16 protein-coding genes are annotated in these 17,048 nt (G+C 73.0%); 14 read left to right on the top strand and 2 right to left on the bottom strand.

Annotation, left to right across the window (positions count from 1 at the left end; genetic code table 11):
* Positions 1-230: 230 nt before the first annotated feature.
* Positions 231-779: a hypothetical protein gene (locus tag GHR20_RS29525; RefSeq protein ID WP_111587010.1), complete on the bottom strand. Its 549-nt coding sequence runs from the start codon at positions 777-779 to the stop codon at positions 231-233.
* A 283-nt stretch (positions 780-1,062) separates the two neighbouring features.
* On the opposite strand from GHR20_RS29525, the gene fmt reads away from it, so the two are divergent.
* The 9 genes from fmt to GHR20_RS29570 all read left to right on the top strand — a co-directional run bounded on the left by fmt (position 1,063) and on the right by GHR20_RS29570 (position 10,580).
* The gene (gene fmt / locus GHR20_RS29530; protein WP_153814874.1) at positions 1,063-1,995 is read left to right on the top strand and encodes a methionyl-tRNA formyltransferase; all 933 of its coding nucleotides are present in this window, start codon (positions 1,063-1,065) and stop codon (positions 1,993-1,995) included.
* Between the two features lie 213 nt (positions 1,996-2,208).
* Positions 2,209-3,630: a transcription antitermination factor NusB gene (locus GHR20_RS29535; protein WP_148027672.1), complete on the top strand. Its 1,422-nt coding sequence runs from the start codon at positions 2,209-2,211 to the stop codon at positions 3,628-3,630.
* Positions 3,631-3,804: 174 nt separating this feature from the next.
* Positions 3,805-4,491 carry a ribulose-phosphate 3-epimerase gene (gene rpe, locus GHR20_RS29540; RefSeq protein WP_148027673.1) on the top strand — a complete coding sequence of 229 codons (687 nt, stop codon included), beginning with the start codon at positions 3,805-3,807 and terminating at the stop codon, positions 4,489-4,491.
* Between the two features lie 90 nt (positions 4,492-4,581).
* Complete coding sequence (locus GHR20_RS29545) at positions 4,582-5,625, top strand: sugar-binding domain-containing protein (protein ID WP_148027674.1); 1,044 nt, start codon at positions 4,582-4,584, stop codon at positions 5,623-5,625.
* A 236-nt stretch (positions 5,626-5,861) separates the two neighbouring features.
* Positions 5,862-6,377 carry a ribonuclease domain-containing protein gene (locus tag GHR20_RS29550; protein ID WP_153814875.1) on the top strand — a complete coding sequence of 172 codons (516 nt, stop codon included), beginning with the start codon at positions 5,862-5,864 and terminating at the stop codon, positions 6,375-6,377.
* Positions 6,374-6,694: a barstar family protein gene (locus GHR20_RS29555; RefSeq protein ID WP_111586582.1), complete on the top strand. Its 321-nt coding sequence runs from the start codon at positions 6,374-6,376 to the stop codon at positions 6,692-6,694. Before GHR20_RS29550 ends, GHR20_RS29555 begins: the two co-directional genes overlap by 4 nt.
* A 468-nt stretch (positions 6,695-7,162) precedes the next feature.
* Positions 7,163-8,605, top strand: coding sequence for a GuaB1 family IMP dehydrogenase-related protein (locus tag GHR20_RS29560; protein WP_194859022.1), 1,443 nt, complete (start codon positions 7,163-7,165; stop codon positions 8,603-8,605).
* A 77-nt stretch (positions 8,606-8,682) separates the two neighbouring features.
* Entirely contained in the window at positions 8,683-10,113 is a 1,431-nt protein-coding gene (locus GHR20_RS29565; protein ID WP_153814877.1) for an amino acid permease, read from the top strand.
* 14 nt (positions 10,114-10,127) lie between these two features.
* Positions 10,128-10,580, top strand: coding sequence for an Lrp/AsnC family transcriptional regulator (locus GHR20_RS29570; RefSeq protein ID WP_037650980.1), 453 nt, complete (start codon positions 10,128-10,130; stop codon positions 10,578-10,580).
* Positions 10,581-10,595: 15 nt separating this feature from the next.
* Here GHR20_RS29570 and GHR20_RS29575 read toward each other — a convergent pair whose 3' ends face one another.
* Entirely contained in the window at positions 10,596-11,336 is a 741-nt protein-coding gene (locus tag GHR20_RS29575) for a GntR family transcriptional regulator (RefSeq protein ID WP_111586584.1), read from the bottom strand.
* 231 nt (positions 11,337-11,567) lie between these two features.
* On the opposite strand from GHR20_RS29575, the gene GHR20_RS29580 reads away from it, so the two are divergent.
* Genes GHR20_RS29580 through GHR20_RS29600 form a run of 5 tightly spaced genes read left to right on the top strand, consistent with a single transcriptional unit; the run spans position 11,568 to position 16,997 of the window.
* Positions 11,568-12,728, top strand: a complete 1,161-nt coding sequence (locus GHR20_RS29580) for an extracellular solute-binding protein (protein ID WP_153814878.1) — start codon at positions 11,568-11,570, stop codon at positions 12,726-12,728.
* On the top strand, positions 12,725-13,624 hold the full coding sequence (locus tag GHR20_RS29585; RefSeq protein WP_153814879.1) for an ABC transporter permease subunit: 900 nt from the start codon (positions 12,725-12,727) through the stop codon (positions 13,622-13,624). The genes GHR20_RS29580 and GHR20_RS29585 overlap by 4 nt, the downstream gene beginning before the upstream one ends.
* Positions 13,609-14,427: an ABC transporter permease subunit gene (locus GHR20_RS29590; RefSeq protein WP_153814880.1), complete on the top strand. Its 819-nt coding sequence runs from the start codon at positions 13,609-13,611 to the stop codon at positions 14,425-14,427. Before GHR20_RS29585 ends, GHR20_RS29590 begins: the two co-directional genes overlap by 16 nt.
* A 9-nt stretch (positions 14,428-14,436) precedes the next feature.
* Positions 14,437-15,513, top strand: a complete 1,077-nt coding sequence (locus GHR20_RS29595) for an ABC transporter ATP-binding protein (protein ID WP_153814881.1) — start codon at positions 14,437-14,439, stop codon at positions 15,511-15,513.
* A gap of 14 nt (positions 15,514-15,527) precedes the next feature.
* Positions 15,528-16,997: an HAD-IA family hydrolase gene (locus tag GHR20_RS29600; RefSeq protein WP_275549795.1), complete on the top strand. Its 1,470-nt coding sequence runs from the start codon at positions 15,528-15,530 to the stop codon at positions 16,995-16,997.
* Positions 16,998-17,048 lie beyond the last annotated feature (51 nt).

Consider the following 17,048-nt stretch of genomic DNA (forward strand, 5'->3'; position numbering starts at 1 on the left):
TGCTGAAGGGGAGGGCGGGCGCCCGGGGGAGGGGGTGTACCCCGGGGGGCTTTCCCGGCGGCCCGGCGCTCGGGAGAGGGGCGCACTCCGGGGGTCGTTCCCCGTGGTTTCCCGGAGGCCCGGCCCTGGGGCCTGTCTCCGGGACCCGGCCCGGGCCCGAGTCCCGGCTGGGGCGGCTCTGAGGAGCCCTCCCGGAGGTGTGCCCGGGGGCCCGGGAGGGCGTGGGGCGGTCAGCCGTTGCGCGGGCCGGGAAAGGCCGTCGGGCGAGGGTCCTCCCGGAGCGTGGGGCTGCCCGCGGTCGGCTGGGTGGGCATGGAACGCGCGGCGGGGACCGTCGGCACCGGCATCGTGGGCAGACCGGCGTTCACATTGAGCGTGCGGGTGCCGGACGGCTCCGGGGACCGCTCCGCCTCGGCGGCCGCCTGGGCCGCGGCGCGGCGGGCGCCGTAACGGCGGTGCACCGCCTGCTTGGTGACCCCGAGCGCCGAGCCCACCGCGTCCCAGGAGAAGCCGAGCGAGCGGTCGAAGTCCACGGCGGCCGTGACCAGGGTCTCGACACTGTCCCGGAGCTCCTGGGCGAGGCGGACCGTCGGGGCGGGGGCGCGTCCGTAGACGACGAAGCCCGTGGACGGGCCGGTGCGGCGCGGACGGTAGACGTTGCCCAACTGGGCGGTGAGCGTGCGCAGTGCGTCCACCTGCCGGCGGACCCGCTCGATGTCCCGCACCAGCAAGTGCAGGCTGGCCCGAGCCTGGGCGTCGTGGGTTGCGTGGTCGGCCATGAACAAGCCTCTCGAACCGGCGTTGAAAGGAATCGGGCGGCCGAAGCGGCCCTATGTGGTCAACTCTTTCTTGACCAACGCGTGTGCGCTCCGCTGGTCACGGGCTGGGGGCGTACGGGTATATGCGTACGCCGTCGGACCACCCGTGCGCCGCCCCGCTCCCAGCCGGCGCCCGCGTCGGGCGAGTTGATCTCCGCCGTGCTCCGCGCGGTGCCGGTTCCCGGGCGGTCATAGACTGGTGCGCTGCCCGTCCGATCCCCGCCCGAGAGGCCCGATCCCGCCCATGAAGCTCGTCTTCGCCGGTACCCCCGAGGTCGCCGTTCCCGCCCTGGACGCCCTGCTCGCCTCCGGGCGGCACGAGGTGGCCGCCGTCGTCACCCGGCCCGACGCCCCCGCGGGCCGGGGCCGCAGGCTGGTCGCGTCGCCCGTGGCCGAGCGGGCGGAGGAGGCCGGTATCGAGGTGCTCAAGCCGGCCAAGCCGCGGGACCCCGAGTTCCTGGCCCGGCTGACGGAGATCGCCCCGGACTGCTGCCCGGTCGTCGCCTACGGCGCGCTCCTGCCCCGGACCGCCCTCGACATCCCGGCGCACGGCTGGGTCAACCTGCACTTCTCGCTGCTGCCCGCCTGGCGCGGCGCGGCGCCCGTGCAGCACGCGCTGATGGCGGGCGACGAGATCACGGGCGCGTCCACCTTCCTCATCGAGGAGGGCCTGGACTCCGGGCCGGTGTACGGGACGGTGACCGAGGAGATCCGGCCCACCGACACCAGCGGCGACCTGCTCACCCGGCTGGCCTTCGCGGGGGCGGGGCTGCTCGCGGCGACCATGGACGGCATCGAGGACGGCACGCTGAAGGCCGTACCGCAGCCGGGCGAGGGCATCACCCTCGCCCCGAAGATCAACGTCGAGGATGCCGAGGTGGCCTGGGCGGCGCCCGCGCTGCGCGTCGACCGGGTCGTGCGCGGATGCACCCCGGCGCCGGGCGCCTGGACCACCTTCCGCGGCGAACGGCTCAAGCTCATCCAGGTCGCGCCCGTCCCCGAGCGGACCGACCTCGCGCCGGGCCACCTCGCCGCGGGCAAGAACAACGTCCACGTGGGCACCGGCTCCTACGCCGTCGAACTCCTCTGGGTCCAGGCCCAGGGCAAGAAGCCGATGCGCGCGGCGGACTGGGCCCGGGGCGCGCGGATCGGCGAGGGAGAGGTGCTGGGCGGCTGAGCCGGGGCGGGCCCGGGCGAGCCCTTTCCCGGATGCGGACGACGGAGGCGGTCGGCTGGGTGAGGCCGGTCGGCCCGGGGGCGAGATGGTCTGCGACCCCCGGGGGTCCCTCCCCCCCTCCCCCCACCCCCTCCCCTCACCCCCACACCCCCGGTCACCTCCGCCGACGTAGGCTTGGCCGCATACCCCTTTCACCTCCGGAGCACCTTTTTCGTGAGCGAGCAGTCGCGGCGGGGCCATAAGCCCGCCAAGCCCTACCGGCGTCCCAAGAAGGACCCCGTCCGCATCCTGGCCTTCGAGGCGCTGCGGGCGGTGGACGAGCGGGACGCGTACGCCAACCTCGTGCTGCCCCCGCTGCTGAGGAAGGCGCGGGAGAAGGACGACTTCGACGCGCGGGACGCCGCGCTCGCGACCGAGCTGGTGTACGGGACGCTGCGCAGGCAGGGCACGTACGACGCCGTGATCGCCGCGTGTGTGGACCGGCCGTTGCGCGAGGTCGACCCGCCGGTGCTGGACGTGCTCAGCCTCGGCGCGCATCAGTTGCTCGGGACGCGGATCCCGACGCACGCCGCGGTGTCCGCGACCGTGGAGCTCGCCCGGGTCGTGCTGGGCGACGGCCGGGCCAAGTTCGTCAACGCGGTGCTCCGCAAGATCGCGCAGGACGATCTCGACGGCTGGATCGGCAAGGTCGCGCCGTCCTACGACGAGGACCCCGAGGACCACCTCGCCGTCGTGCACTCCCACCCCCGCTGGGTCGTCTCCGCGCTGTGGGACTCCCTGGGCGGCGGGCGGGCCGGTATCGAGGAACTGCTCGCGGCGGACAACGAGCGGCCCCGGGTGACGCTGGTCGCGCGGCCGGGCCGGGCCACCGCCGAGGAGCTGCTGCGCGAGGAGGCCGCGGAGGCCGGGCACTGGTCGCCGTACGCCGTGCGGCTGGCCGAGGGCGGGGAGCCGGGGGCGGTCGAGGCGGTGCGCGAGGGCCGTGCCGGGGTGCAGGACGAGGGCAGCCAGCTGGTCGCCCTCGCGCTGGCCAACGCGCCCCTGGAAGGGCCGGACACCAAGTGGCTCGACGGCTGTGCGGGACCCGGTGGCAAGGCCGCCCTGCTGGGGGCGCTCGCCGCCGAACGCGGTGCCGTACTGCTCGCCTCGGAGAAGCAGCCGCACCGGGCCGGTCTGGTGGCCAAGGCGCTGGCCGGCAACCCGGGGCCGTACCAGGTCATCGCGGCGGACGGCACGCGGCCGCCGTGGCGGCCCGGCAGTTTCGACCGGGTGCTGGTGGACGTGCCCTGCACCGGGCTCGGCGCGCTGCGCCGGCGGCCCGAGGCGCGCTGGCGCCGGCGTCCCGAGGACCTGGACAATTTCGCTCCCCTCCAGCGCGCCCTGCTGCGCACTGCGCTCGACTCGGTGCGCGTCGGCGGCGTGGTCGGCTATGCCACCTGCTCTCCGCACCTCGCCGAGACCCGGGTGGTCGTCGCCGATGTGCTCAAGCAGTACCCGGACGCCGAACTCGTCGACGCCCGGCCGCTGCTGCCCGGGGTCCCCGCGCTCGGAGAGGGCCCGGACATCCAGCTGTGGCCGCATGTGCACGGCACTGACGCGATGTACCTCGCGCTGATCCGCAGGACCGCCGGCTGACGGTCGCGAAGAGCGGCTGCGCGGTTCACATTTCACCGCATGCGGCCGCTTCGTCGCTGTCCGTTATCCACAGGAACGGGCAGACCATCCGACGAACGACGGATCAGTATGATGAGCGCTCTCGCCTGTGGACAGGCGCGAACATCAGTCCCTCGGACATGGCAGTCTTGGGGCATGGCCGCGCAGATCAACCCCAGCATCCTGTCCGCCGACTTCGCACGCCTCGCGGAGGAGGCCAAGGCGGTCCAGGGCGCCGACTATCTCCACGTCGACGTCATGGACAACCATTTCGTCCCGAACCTCACGCTCGGCGTGCCGGTGGTGGAGTCCCTGGCCCGTGCGACGGACACCCCGCTGGACTGCCACCTGATGATCGAGGACCCCGACCGCTGGGCTCCGCAGTACGTGGAGGCGGGCGCCTCGTCGGTCACCTTCCATGTGGAGGCGGCCGCCGCCCCGGTCCGCCTCGCCCGCGAGATCCGCGCCAAGGGCGCGCGCGCCTCCATGGCGCTCAAGCCCGCGACGCCGATCGAGCCGTACGAGGACCTGCTGCCGGAACTCGACATGCTGCTGATCATGACCGTCGAGCCGGGCTTCGGTGGCCAGGCGTTCCTCGACATCATGCTGCCGAAGATCCGCCGCACCCGAGAGCTGATCGCCAAGCACGGCCTCCAGCTCTGGCTCCAGGTCGACGGCGGTGTCTCGGCGGCCACGATCGAGCGGTGCGCGGAGGCGGGCGCCGATGTCTTCGTGGCCGGCTCGGCGGTCTACGGGGCGCAGGACCCGGCGGAGGCGGTGCGTGCCCTGCGCGCCCAGGCGGACACGGCCACCGCCAAGGCGTCCTGGGCATGCGACCACTGAGCCACGGCTATGTGAACGGTTGAGAGAACGCCGCCCATCAGGGCGGATCAGTCGCGCCGGATCTGCAAGGATGAACGGCGAATCCAGAGTGTGAACAGCAGTGAGGAGATCGCCGTGTCGGGTATGTCGGCGGGCCGGTCAGCCATGCGGATGGGACCCGCTGAGCTGGTCCAGGCGGCGGCCATGGCCCGCCGCTTCTACCTCGAGGGCAAGTCCAAGATCCAGATCGCGGAGGAGTTCGGCGTCAGCCGCTTCAAGGTGGCCCGGGTCCTGGAGACCGCTCTCGAACGGGATCTCGTGCGCATCGAGATCCGCGTACCGGCCGAGCTGGACGCCGAGCGCTCCGACGCGCTCCGCGCCCGCTACGGCCTGCGGCACGCCGTCGTGGTCGAGTCCCCGGCCGAGGCCGAGGAGACCCCCGACCCCGAGAACCTCGGCGAGGTCGCCGCGGACCTGCTCGGCGAACTGGTCAACGAGGGGGACGTGCTCGGGCTGGCCTGGGGCCGGTCCACCATCCACATGGCGGCCGCCCTCGACCGGCTGCCGCCGTGCACGGTGGTGCAGCTGACGGGTGTGTACGACGCCGGTACGTCCGAGCGCGGCTCGGTCGAGGCCGTGCGCCGTGCCGCCCAGGTGTCGGGCGGCGACGCCCACCCGATCTACGCGCCGATGCTGCTGCCGGACGCGGCCACCGCGGCGGCCCTGCGCAGCCAGACCGGGATCGCCCGCGCCTTCGAGTACTTCGACAAGGTCACGGTCGCCTGCGTCTCCATCGGTTCCTGGGAGCCGGGCATCTCGACGGTGCACGACATGCTCAGCGACGAGGAGCGGGCGCACTACGCCTCGCTCGGTGTCTCCGCCGAGATGGCCGCGCACCTCTTCGACGCCGAGGGGCGCCGGATCGGGCGGGACCTCGGGGAGCGGTGCATCACCGTCAAGGCGGACCAGCTGCGACGTATCCCGGAGGTCGTCGCGATCGCCGGTGGCCAGCGCAAGGCGTCCGCGATCGACGCGGTGCTCCGCTCCGGGCTGGTCACCAGCCTGGTCACGGACACCTCGGCCGCGGACTACCTGATGACGGCGGGCCCGACCCCGAAGCCCGCGCTCAGCCGCCAGGACCCCGACGGGCAGTAAGGGGACCGGGCGGCCCCCTGACCGCCGTGTGCCGTCGGCCCGCCGGGACCGGGCCGACGGCACGGCTGTGATGCCACCGGAGCGCCGCCGTCGGGGCAAGCGGTGACGGGGCGGCCCGGTGACCGGGTCGCGGGACGCCTCGGGCCGCCTTTGGCCAGGCGGCCCGGTCGCATCGTCGTCCGGTCCTGCCGACGTCCTGTCGTCGTACCCGCGACCGCCGTGACAGCATCATCCGCATGCTGTCGTCGTCCCGCTCCGGCCCCCCGCCGTCCGAACGGCCCCGCTCCCGGGCGCCCGGCCGGTCTCCGTCCCGGCCCCTGTCCCGGCTGTTCGCCGGGCTGCTCGTCGTCCTCGCCGTTCTGCTGGCCGGGTGCTCCCCGACGGCGACGACGGGGAACGGCACGACGCGGACGCCCACCGGCGCGTCCGCGGGTTCGTCCGCCGGATCCGCCGCCACTCCCGGCTGGGCCAAGGGCATGGCGACCGTGCCCGCGTCGCGGTTGCCGGCCGAGGCGCGGCGGACGCTGGCGCTCATCGACCGGGGCGGCCCCTACCCCTACGCGCGGGACGGGATCGTCTTCGGGAACTTCGAGCGGCATCTGCCCAAGCACCAGCGCGGCTACTACCACGAGTACACCGTGAAGACACCGGGCTCACGCGATCGCGGGGCGCGGCGCGTCATCACCGGGCAGGGCGGGGAGTTCTACTACACCGATGATCACTACAACTCGTTCCGGGCGGTACTGAGATGACCGAGAACCTCACGGACCGCCGGGTCGTCACCCTGGACCTCACCGGCGTCGCGGACAAGTCCGCCCTGATGGACGCGGTGGCCCGCGCGCTCCACCTGCCCGACTGGTTCGGCCGGAACTGGGACGCCCTCCTCGACAGCCTCTCCGACCCCTCGGTCTGGCCGTCCGAGGCGGGCGAACGCGGCCTGCTGCTCGTCGTCACGGGATGGGAGCCGTACGCGCAGGCCCGCCCCGACGAGTGGCGCGTGGCCCGCGAGGTCTTCACCGAGGCGAGCGAACGCCCCGCACCCCTGACCGTGGCCCTCGCGCTGGCCTGAGCACACCCGTCCCGCCGACACCGCCGCATCACGACGGCGGCACCCGCCCGCTGCGTGCCCGGGAGTTGCGGGCGCGGCTCGGGCCGGCCGAGGCCGGGTCAGACCGGTAGGGCGGCCTCTTCCGGGGCGGCCCGGGGACCGTACGGACCTCCGGCGCGCCCACGACCCGGTACTCCTGGAGGGACCCGGCGGGGTGGCGGCCGCGGCCACCGCGCTCCTGGAACCGGTCCGGCGCGACGCCCGCCCGGACGCGCCGGACGGCGCGCGCGAGGCGTTCCCGCGGGAGGCGCGCACCGCGCTGCGGTGACCGGAAGATCTTTCGGCTGATCCTCCGAAGCCGGGCCCGGCACGCTGGAGGTTTCGCCCGGGGACGTTACGGGGCGGGACATGGGAGAATGAAGTACGTGCTCTTTTCCCCCTGGCGCACCCGTCGGGGGGTCACCTCTGAACGACTGGGATGTGCGGCACGTGCGTTTCCTCAATGACATCCGGCCCACGTACGACCTGACGTACGACGACGTGTTCATGGTGCCGAGCCGCTCCGCCGTGGGCTCGCGGCAGGGCGTGGACCTCAGCTCGCCGGACGGCACGGGAACGACCATCCCGCTCGTCGTCGCCAACATGACCGCCATCGCCGGCCGCCGCATGGCCGAGACCGTGGCCCGACGCGGTGGCCTCGTGGTCATCCCGCAGGACATCCCGAACGATGTGATCATCGACGTGGTCTCCTGGGTCAAGAGCCGCCACCTGGTGCTGGACACCCCCATCGTGCTGGCCCCGCACCAGACCGTCGCCGACGCCCTCGCGCTGCTGCCCAAGCGGTCGCACAACGCGGGCGTGGTCGTGGACGGCGAGCGGCGGCCCATCGGCGTCGTGACCGACGCGGACCTCTGCGGCGTCGACCGCTTCACCCAGCTCGAAGTGGTCATGTCCAAGGACCTGCTCCTGCTGGACGCGGACATCGACCCGCGCGAGGCGTTCAACACCCTCGACGCGCACAACCGCCGCTACGCCCCGGCCGTCGACAAGGACGGCAGGCTGGCCGGCATCCTCACCCGCAAGGGCGCCCTGCGCGCCACCCTGTACACCCCGGCCGTGGACGCGAACGGCAAGCTGCGCGTCGCCGCCGCCGTGGGTATCAACGGCGATGTGGCGGGCAAGGCCAAGGAACTGCTCGACGCGGGCGTGGACACGCTCGTCATCGACACCGCGCACGGCCACCAGGAGTCGATGATCAACGCGATCAAGGTGGTGCGGGCCCTCGACCCGCAGGTGCCGATCGTCGCGGGCAACATCGTCTCCGCCGAGGGCGTCAAGGACCTGATCGACGCGGGCGCGGACATCATCAAGGTCGGTGTCGGCCCCGGCGCCATGTGCACCACCCGGATGATGACCGGCGTGGGCCGCCCCCAGTTCTCCGCCGTCCTGGAGTGCGCCGCCGAGGCGAGGAAGTACGGCAAGCACGTGTGGGCCGACGGCGGTGTCCGCCACCCGCGCGACGTGGCCATGGCGCTCGCCGCCGGCGCCTCGAACGTGATGGTGGGCTCCTGGTTCGCCGGTACGTACGAGTCCCCGGGCGACCTCCAGCACGACGCGAACGGCCGCCCCTACAAGGAGTCGTTCGGCATGGCGTCCGCGCGCGCGGTGCGCAACCGCACGTCGGAGGAGTCGTCGTACGACCGCGCCCGCAAGGCGCTGTTCGAGGAGGGCATCTCCACCTCCCGGATGTTCCTCGACCAGGCCCGCCCGGGTGTCGAGGACCTCATCGACTCGATCATCGCGGGCGTCCGCTCCTCCTGCACCTACGCCGGTGCCGACTCGCTGGAGGAGTTCGCCGACCGGGCGATCGTCGGCGTCCAGAGCGCGGCCGGATACGCCGAGGGCAAGCCGCTGCACGCCAGCTGGAGCTGATCCCGCGCCCGCCCCGCCCCATCGCCGCGCCCGGCGGTGGGGCGCGGCGTCGCGGCAGGTGACGTACCGTGGACTGGATGATCACGCGTCAGCAGCCGTCCGCGGGCCTCGGTGCGCGCCTGATGCGCCGCAAGCCCGTGGAACTCCTGGTCGCCGAGGGCGGCCAGGGCGAGGGCGGTACGCTGCGGCGCTCCCTCGGGCTGTGGCAGCTGACCATGATCAGCATCGGGGCCACGCTCGGCACCGGGATCTTCGTGGTCCTCGGCGAGGCCGTGCCCAAGGCGGGCCCCGCCGTCATCCTCTCCTTCGTGCTCGCCGGTTTCACCGCGCTGTTCTCGGCCCTGTCCTACGCCGAACTCGCCGGCACCATCCCGGTCGCAGGCTCCTCCTACTCGTACGCCTACGCGACGCTGGGCGAGCTGATCGCCTGGGTCTGCGGCTGGTGCCTGCTCCTGGAGTACGGCGTCTCGGTCGCCGCCGTCGCGGTCGGCTGGGGCCAGTACCTGAACGAGCTGCTGGACGGCACCGTCGGCGTCACCTTCCCGGCCGCGCTGTCCGCCCCGCCGGGCCACGGCGGCGTCTTCAACCTGCCCGCCCTGATCGTCGTTCTGCTCGCCATGGTGTTCCTGCTCGGCGGCGCCAGGGAGTCCGCGCGGGTCAACACCGTGATGGTGTGTGTGAAGATCGCCGCGCTGATCCTGTTCTGCGCGGTCGGCCTCATGGGTGTCAGGGCCGGGAACTACACGCCCTTCATGCCGCTCGGCATGGCCGGGGTCAGCGCGGCCGGCGGCACGCTGTTCTTCTCGTACATCGGCTTCGACGCGGCCTCCACCGCCGGGGAGGAGGCGAAGGACGCGCCGCGCGACCTGCCCCGCGCGATCATGCTCTCGCTGGTCATCGTGACGGCCCTGTACGTGCTGGTCGCCGCCGTCGCGGTCGGCGCCAGGCCGTGGCGGACCTTCAGCGGCTCCGAGGCCGCGCTCGCCCAGATCATGCGGGACGTCACCGGGCAGCGCTTCTGGGCGACCCTGCTGGCCTTCTGCGCGGTCGTCGCCATCGCCAGCGTGGTGCTGACCGTGCTCTACGGCCAGACGCGCATCCTGTTCGCCATGGCCCGCGACGGACTCATGCCGAGGATCTTCGAGCGGGTGGACCCGAGGAGCGGGACGCCGCGGGCGAACACCGTCATCGTGTCCCTGTTCTGCGGCATCCTCGCCGCGGCGGTCCCACTGGGACAGCTGGCCGACGCCACCAGCATCGGCACGCTGTTCGCCTTCGCGCTCGTCAATGTGGCGGTCGTGGTGCTGCGGCGGACGCGGCCCGGGATGCGGCGCACCTTCCGGGTGCCGCTGTCGCCGCTGCTGCCCGCGCTCGGCTTCTTCTTCTGCGTGTGGCTCATGGGCAGTCTGTCCGCCGTGACCTGGACGGTGTTCGGTGTCTGGCTGGCGGTCGGGCTCGTGTTCTACTTCGTATACGGCTTCCGCCGGTCCCGTCTCGCGAAAAAGTAAGTGAACCACCCGCTGTGTTGAACGATCTCGACGAACGCATCGTGCACGCCCTCGCCGAGGACGCCCGCCGCTCCTACGCGGACATCGGGCAACTGGTCGGACTGTCCGCGCCCGCGGTGAAACGGCGGGTGGACCGGTTGCGGGCCACCGGGGCGATCACCGGGTTCACCGTGCGGGTCGACCCCGCGGCGCTCGGCTGGGAGACCGAGGGGTACATCGAGATCTACTGCCGCCGGAACACCTCGCCGGAGACGATCCTGCGGGGCCTGGAGCGGTACCAGGAGGTCGTGGCGGCGTCGACGGTGACCGGGGAGGCGGACGCGATCGCGCAGGTGTTCGCCTCCGACATGCGCCACTTCGAGCGGGTCCTGGAACGCATCGCGGGAGAGCCGTTCGTGGAACGGACGAAGTCCGTGCTGGTGCTGTCCCCCCTGCTGCGGCGGTTCTCCTCGGGGGCGCCGGGATAGGGCTCCAGGGGCGGCCTACTCCGCCGCCTTCCGCGACAGCGCGTTGTTGCCGATCGAGTTGTGCACGCTGAACGTCACCGCGTCCGGGCGGTAGCGGTCGTCCGACCACTCCACCGGGCGGCCCTCCCGCGTCGTCGTCACGCGGCGCACCCGCAGCAGCGGGCTCGTGCGGCGGACCCGGAGCAGTCCGGCATCGCGCGCGCCGCAGGCGACCGCGTCGATGATGTGCTCGCCGTAGGCGAAGACCAGCCCGGTGTCCTCGTACAGGCGCTGGGTGACGGAGGGGCAGTCGGGCTCGATGGACTCGACGGCGGGGGAGATCCAGTCGGCGTAGACCGTGCGTTCGAGCAGGACCGGGTCGCCGTCCAGGCCGCGCAGCCGCAGGACGTGCAACACCGGCGTGCGCAGCGGGAGTTGGAGGCGGACGGCGTCCTCGTGGGTGGCCGGCCGGTAGGACTGCTCGACCACCCGGCCGGTCGCCTCGCGGCCCATCGCACGGGCCCACTGGGCGAAGCTGCGCAACTCCTCGAAGCTCTGGCTGCGGCGGCTCGCGAGGACCACGCGGCGGGCGCCCTGACGGGAGCCGATCAGCCCCTCGGCGGTGAGCGCGGCGACGGCTTGGCGGACCGTGCCGCGCGAGACGCCGTAATGGGCGGCCAGCTCCGACTCCGAGGGCAGCCGGCTGCCGACCGTGTACTGCTCGCGGTCGATCGCGCGGCGCAGCTCGTCGGCGATCTCCTCGTGTCGCGCCGTCATGCTTCCCCTCTGCGTAGGCGACTGTGCACAGCGTGAGCAGCCTAATCGACGTTTCACCGGGTGCCGGGCGAGCCGCAACTGTGCAGGGAAACAGCGGCTGGTGTTCCCTCCGTGTTCACGGACAGGACACCGAAGGCGGGCGTACTGAGGCCGACTTGTTCAGACAAGTTTGTCGAACAGGTCGACCAACCCCCGTAGCACCTCACTCCCCGTGCTTCCCCTGGAGAGACCGTGAAGTTGTCCCTGCCGAGAAACGCCGCGCTCGGCGGCTCCCTCGCCGTCGTCGCCGCGCTCGCGCTGAGTGCCTGCGGCGCCGCCCCCGACAACGCGTCGACCACCACCAAGGACGGCAAGAGCGCCGCCACCGCCACCTCCGCGGCCGACTTCGGCGGCATGGCCGCCCTGGTCAAGGCGGCCAAGAAGGAGGGCTCGCTGCACATCATCGCGGTGCCCCGCGACTGGGCCAACTACGGCGCGATCATCGACGCCTTCCAGAAGAAGTACGGCATCAAGATCCAGGACGAGAGCCCCGACGGCTCCAGCCAGGACGAGATCAACGCCGTCACCTCCCGCAAGGGCCAGGACCGCGCCCCCGACGTCCTCGACCTCGGCAGCTCCTTCGCGCTCAGCGCCGCCCAGCAGGGCCTGCTCGCCCCCTACAAGGTGACCTCCTTCGGCGACATCCCGGCCGGCCAGAAGGACCCGCAGGCGCGCTGGTACAACGACTACGGCGGCTACATCTCCATCGGCTGCGACGCCAAGCGCGTCAAGGAGTGCCCGACCACCTTCAAGGACCTGCTCAAGCCCCAGTACAAGGGCCAGGTCGCGCTCAACGGCAACCCGACCAAGTCCGGCTCGGCCTTCGGCGGCGTCTACGCGGCGGCGCTCGCCAACGGCGGCTCCTTCGACAGCGTCCAGCCCGGCCTGGACTTCTTCGCCAAGCTGAAGAAGAACGGCAACTACACGCCGGTCGAGTCCACCCCGGCCACCGTGGAGAAGGGCGAGACCCCGATCTCCATCGACTGGGACTACCTGAACGCCGGCTACGCCGACGAGTTCAGGTCCAAGGGCCTCGACTGGAAGGTCGTCGTCCCGAGCGACGGCCAGTACGCCCAGTACTACTCCCAGGCCATCACCAAGGACGCCCCGCACCCCGCGGCCGCCCGCCTGTGGCAGGAGTTCCTGTACAGCACCGAGGGCCAGAACCTGTGGCTCAAGGGGTACGCCCGCCCGGCCCTGATGACCGCCATGGAGTCGGCCGGCACCCTCGACAAGACGGCCGCCGCCAAGCTGCCCAAGGTCAGCGGGTCGGCGTCCTTCCCGACCGAGGCCGAGCAGAGCAAGGCCAAGACGGTCATCGCGCAGGGCTGGGGTAAGGCCGTCTCCGGATGACCACCGCTCTGACCCGCACGGACGTGGCGCCCGTCGCTTCGGCGAAGCGGCGGCGCCGCGCCCCGGGCTGGCTGGCCGTGCTGCCGCTGCTCGTCTTCACGGCCGTCGCCTTCGGCCTGCCCGCCCTCGCGATCCTCGACGGCGCCTTCACCGCGAAGGACGCCACCACCGGCGCCACCTCCTACACCGGCGCCAACATGACGGCCTCGCTGCACGGCGCGTACCTCACCGCCCTGCTCGGCAGCGTCAAGCTGTCCGCGGTCTCCGCGGTGCTCGGCGCCCTGTTCGGACTGCCGCTCGCCCAGGCCGTCGCCGGCTCCCGCTCCCGCGCGCTGCGCGAGGCCGTGCTGACCGCCTCCGGTGTGCTCGCCAACTTCGGCGGCGTCCCGCTGGCCTTCGCCTTCGTGGCCACCCTCGGCAACGCGGGCGTGCTCACCCTGCACCTCGGCCTGAAGGACAGCGGCTGGGACCTGTACAGCTTCTGGGGCCTGGTCCTCGTCTACCTGTACTTCCTCATCCCGCTGATGGTCCTCACCATCACCCCCGCCCTCGACGGCCTGCGCGCCCAGTGGCGGGAGGCCGCGCTGAACAACGGCGCCACCGGCGTGCAGTACTGGCGGCACGTGGCCCTGCCCGTGCTCGCCCCCTCCCTGCTCGGCGGATTCGTGCTGCTGTTCGGCAGTGCCTTCGCCGCCTACGCCACCGCCGCCGCGATGGTCGGCAGCGCGGTCCCGCTGGTCACCCTCCAGATCGCCGACGCCCTGTCCGGCAACGTCCTGGTCGGGCAGGAGAACGTCGCCCTCGCCCTCAGCCTCGACATGGTCCTGGTGGCCGGCCTGGTGATGGCCGTGTACCTGCCCCTGCAACGCCGGAGCGCCCGATGGCTCGACGCCTGACCCCCTGGCGGTGGGCCGTCCTCGGCCTCGCCGCCCTGTACTTCCTGGTCCCGCTCGCCGCCTCCGTGGTCTTCACGGTGGACGACCCCGACGGCATCAGCTTCGACGCCTACACCCGGATCCTCTCCACCGGCGGCTTCGTCTCCAGCCTGCTGCTGTCGCTGGAGCTGGCCGTGGCCACCATCGTGATCGTGCTGCTGCTGATGGTGCCCGCCGTGGTCGCCCTGCGGCTCGGCGCGCCCCGGCTGCGCCCGGTGGTCGAGGTGGTCTGCTCGCTGCCGCTGGTGGTGCCGCCGATCGCGTTCGTCGCGGGCATCGTCACCGTGCTCAAGTGGGGACCCGACCATCTGTCCAGGACCCCGCTGTTCCAGACCTTCGTGGCGATCCAGAACCCCAGCTTCCCCGTCGTGCTCGTCCTCGCCTACGTCGTGATGGCGCTGCCCTTCGTGTACCGGGCGCTGGACGCGGGCCTGCGCGCCATCGACGTGCGCACCCTGGTGGAGGCCGCCCGCAGCTGCGGCGCCTCCTGGCCCCAGGCGCTGGTGCGGGCCGTACTGCCCAATCTGCGCGGGGCGCTGCTGAACGCGGCCTTCCTCACGCTGGCGCTGGTCCTCGGCGAGTTCACCGTCGCCCAGCTGCTCGGCTACCAGCCCTTCGCCGTATGGATCTACAACGCCGGCAGCGACCAGGCCCAGATGTCCGTCGCCGTGTCCGTGCTCAGCCTGCTCGTCACCTGGGCCCTGCTCCTCGCGCTCGCCGGTGTCGGCGGCGGACGCAACCGAACCGCTCCTTCCCGGGGATGACCACACACCATGACCGCCACCACGCTTGAGAAGCCCGCCACCGAACAGGCCGCGACCGTCGAATTCCGGGGTCTGCGCCGCGAGTTCGGTGCCACCGTCGCCCTCGACGGCCTCGACCTCACCGTCCGCCCCGGCGAGTTCCTGGCCCTGCTCGGCCCCTCCGGCTGCGGCAAGACCACCGCCCTGCGCATGCTCGCCGGATTCGAACACCCCGACTCCGGCGCGGTACTGGTGGACGGCCGGGACATCACCCGGGTGCCGGCCCACCGCCGCGACGCCGGGATGGTCTTCCAGTCGTACAGCCTCTTCCCGCATCTGCCCGCCGTCGACAACGTGGCCTTCGGGCTGCGCATGCGGGGCGTGCGCGCCGCCGAACGGCGCTCCAGGGCGGCCGAGCTGCTGGAACTGGTCGGCCTCGGCGACAAGGGGGAGCGCTTCCCGCACCAGCTCTCCGGCGGCCAGCAGCAGCGCGTCGCGCTCGCCCGCGCCCTCGCCCTGCGCCCCCGCGTCCTGCTGCTCGACGAACCGCTGTCCGCGCTGGACGCCAAGGTCCGGCTGAGCCTGCGCGAGGAGATCCGCCGGCTCCAGCAGGAACTCGGCATCACCACCCTGTTCGTCACCCACGACCAGGAGGAGGCCCTGTCGATCGCCGACCGGGTCGCCGTGATGCGCTCCGGACGACTCGAACAGTGCGCCGAACCCGCCGAGTTGTACGGCCGCCCCGCCACCGCCTTCGTCGCCGAGTTCGTCGGCACCATGAGCCGGATACCCGGCGAGCTGAAGGACGGCACCGTCGAGGTGCTCGGACAGCGGCTGCCCGCCGACGGCGAGGCCCCGGACGGCGCGGTGGACGTCCTGGTACGGCCCGAGAACCTGCGGGTGCGGGTCGACGGACAGGGCGGCGCCCGGGTCGTCGCCACCGCCTTCCTCGGCGCGGTCGTCCGGCTCACCGTACGGCTCGCCGACGGCACCGAGGCCAAGGCCGACCTGCCCGCGCACGAGGCCGCGGGGCTGGGCGCCGGAGCTGCCGTCACCGCATCGCTGCCCAAGCGCCCCGTGCTCGTGGCCGCCCGCACCGAGAACTGAGGACAGACACCCCCGTGACCACCCCCCACGACTCCCGACTCCCGCTCCAGGCCGTCCTGTTCGACATGGACGGCACGCTCGTGGACACCGAGCACCTGTGGTGGGAGGCGGTCGAGGCGGTCGCCGGGCGGCCGCTGACCGAGGCCGACCAGCCGGATGTGCTCGGCCGCCCGGTGGAGCACACCGCCCACTGGCTCGCCCGGACCACCGGGCGGGCCGTCGGTGACCTCGCCGCCGGACTCCACCGCGAGTTCGCCGACCGGGTCCGCACCGCGATCGTGCCCCGCCCCGGCGCCCTCGCCCTGCTGGACGCGCTGGCCGCCGACGGCGTGCCGACCGCGCTGGTCACCGCGTCCCCGCGCGCGGTCGCCGACGTCGTCATCGAGGCCCTCGGCGTCCACCGCTTCGCGCACTCCGTCACGGCCGACGACACCGCCCGCACCAAGCCCGACCCCGAGCCCTACCTCGCCGCCTGCCGCGCCCTCGGCGTCGAGCCGGCCGGCTGCGTGGCCGTCGAGGACACCCCGACCGGCGTGGCCTCCGCCGAGGGCGCCGGGTGCGCGGTGCTCGCCGTGCCCTCCCTCGCCCCGATCGGCGCCGCGCCCGGCCGCACCGTGCGGGACAGCCTGGCGGACGTCACCGTCGAGGAGCTGAGGGCCATGACCGCGCCCGCGCTGACCGTCATGAGCTGGAACCTCTGGCTCGGCGGCGCGCGGATCGACGACCACCGGGCCAAGCAGATCAAGGTGATCCTGGACAGCGGCGCCGACGTCGTCGGGCTCCAGGAGACCGCGGGCACCGCCGCCCAGGAGCTGGCCGAGGCCCTCGGCTGGCACCACCACCGGGCCGGCGAGAACCTCGGCGTCCTCAGCCGCCACCCGATCACGGCCCACTTCGGCGACCCGGACCCCGGCTTCTACGGCGCGACCGGCGTCCGCGTCCAGGTCGCGCCGGGCCGGGCCGTCGACGTATGGACCGCGCATCTGCACTACACGCCGTACGGGCCCTACGAGTCCGCCTTCGACGGGCTGCCGGCGGCCGAGCTGATCGCCCACGAGGGGACGCGGCTCGCCCAGATGCGCGAGGCGCTGGAACGGATCGAGGAGGCGTCCGAGGAGGGGGTCCCGGTCGTCCTGACCGGCGACTTCAACTGCCCCTCGCACCTGGACCGGTCCGACGTCGCCTGGCCGGTGATGCAGGCCGCCGAGCAGGCGGGGTTCGCCGACGCCTACCGCCAGGCCCGTCCCGACCCCGCCGAGGCCCCCGGGCACACCTGGTCGCCGATCCACCCGGTGCACGAGGACGGCAGCGGCCGGGCCGAGCCGCAGGACCGGATCGACTACGTCCTGCACCGGGGCCTGACCGTCCGGGACGCCCGCACCGTGGTCACCGGGGACCCCCGTCCCTGGCCGGACGTGGCCGAAAACGAATGGCCCTCCGACCATGCGGCGGTCCTCGCCTCCTTTGCGTTTCCTGTGAGCTGACCTGGGGTTATCGGGGGTCGGCGTTGCGGTTCGAGGTGACCGTCCCGTAAG

The sequence above is a fragment of the Streptomyces sp. SUK 48 genome (genome assembly GCF_009650765.1).
Lineage (GTDB): Bacteria > Actinomycetota > Actinomycetes > Streptomycetales > Streptomycetaceae > Streptomyces.

Coding starts and splice junctions, on each gene's coding strand:
- GHR20_RS29525 (WP_111587010.1), bottom strand. CDS start 779: ATGGCCGACCACGCAACCCACGACGCCCAGGCTCGGGCCAGCCTGCAC.
- fmt (WP_153814874.1), top strand. CDS start 1,063: ATGAAGCTCGTCTTCGCCGGTACCCCCGAGGTCGCCGTTCCCGCCCTG.
- rpe (WP_148027673.1), top strand. CDS start 3,805: ATGGCCGCGCAGATCAACCCCAGCATCCTGTCCGCCGACTTCGCACGC.
- GHR20_RS29550 (WP_153814875.1), top strand. CDS start 5,862: ATGCTGTCGTCGTCCCGCTCCGGCCCCCCGCCGTCCGAACGGCCCCGC.
- GHR20_RS29555 (WP_111586582.1), top strand. CDS start 6,374: ATGACCGAGAACCTCACGGACCGCCGGGTCGTCACCCTGGACCTCACC.
- GHR20_RS29565 (WP_153814877.1), top strand. CDS start 8,683: ATGATCACGCGTCAGCAGCCGTCCGCGGGCCTCGGTGCGCGCCTGATG.
- GHR20_RS29575 (WP_111586584.1), bottom strand. CDS start 11,336: ATGACGGCGCGACACGAGGAGATCGCCGACGAGCTGCGCCGCGCGATC.
- GHR20_RS29585 (WP_153814879.1), top strand. CDS start 12,725: ATGACCACCGCTCTGACCCGCACGGACGTGGCGCCCGTCGCTTCGGCG.
- GHR20_RS29590 (WP_153814880.1), top strand. CDS start 13,609: ATGGCTCGACGCCTGACCCCCTGGCGGTGGGCCGTCCTCGGCCTCGCC.
- GHR20_RS29595 (WP_153814881.1), top strand. CDS start 14,437: ATGACCGCCACCACGCTTGAGAAGCCCGCCACCGAACAGGCCGCGACC.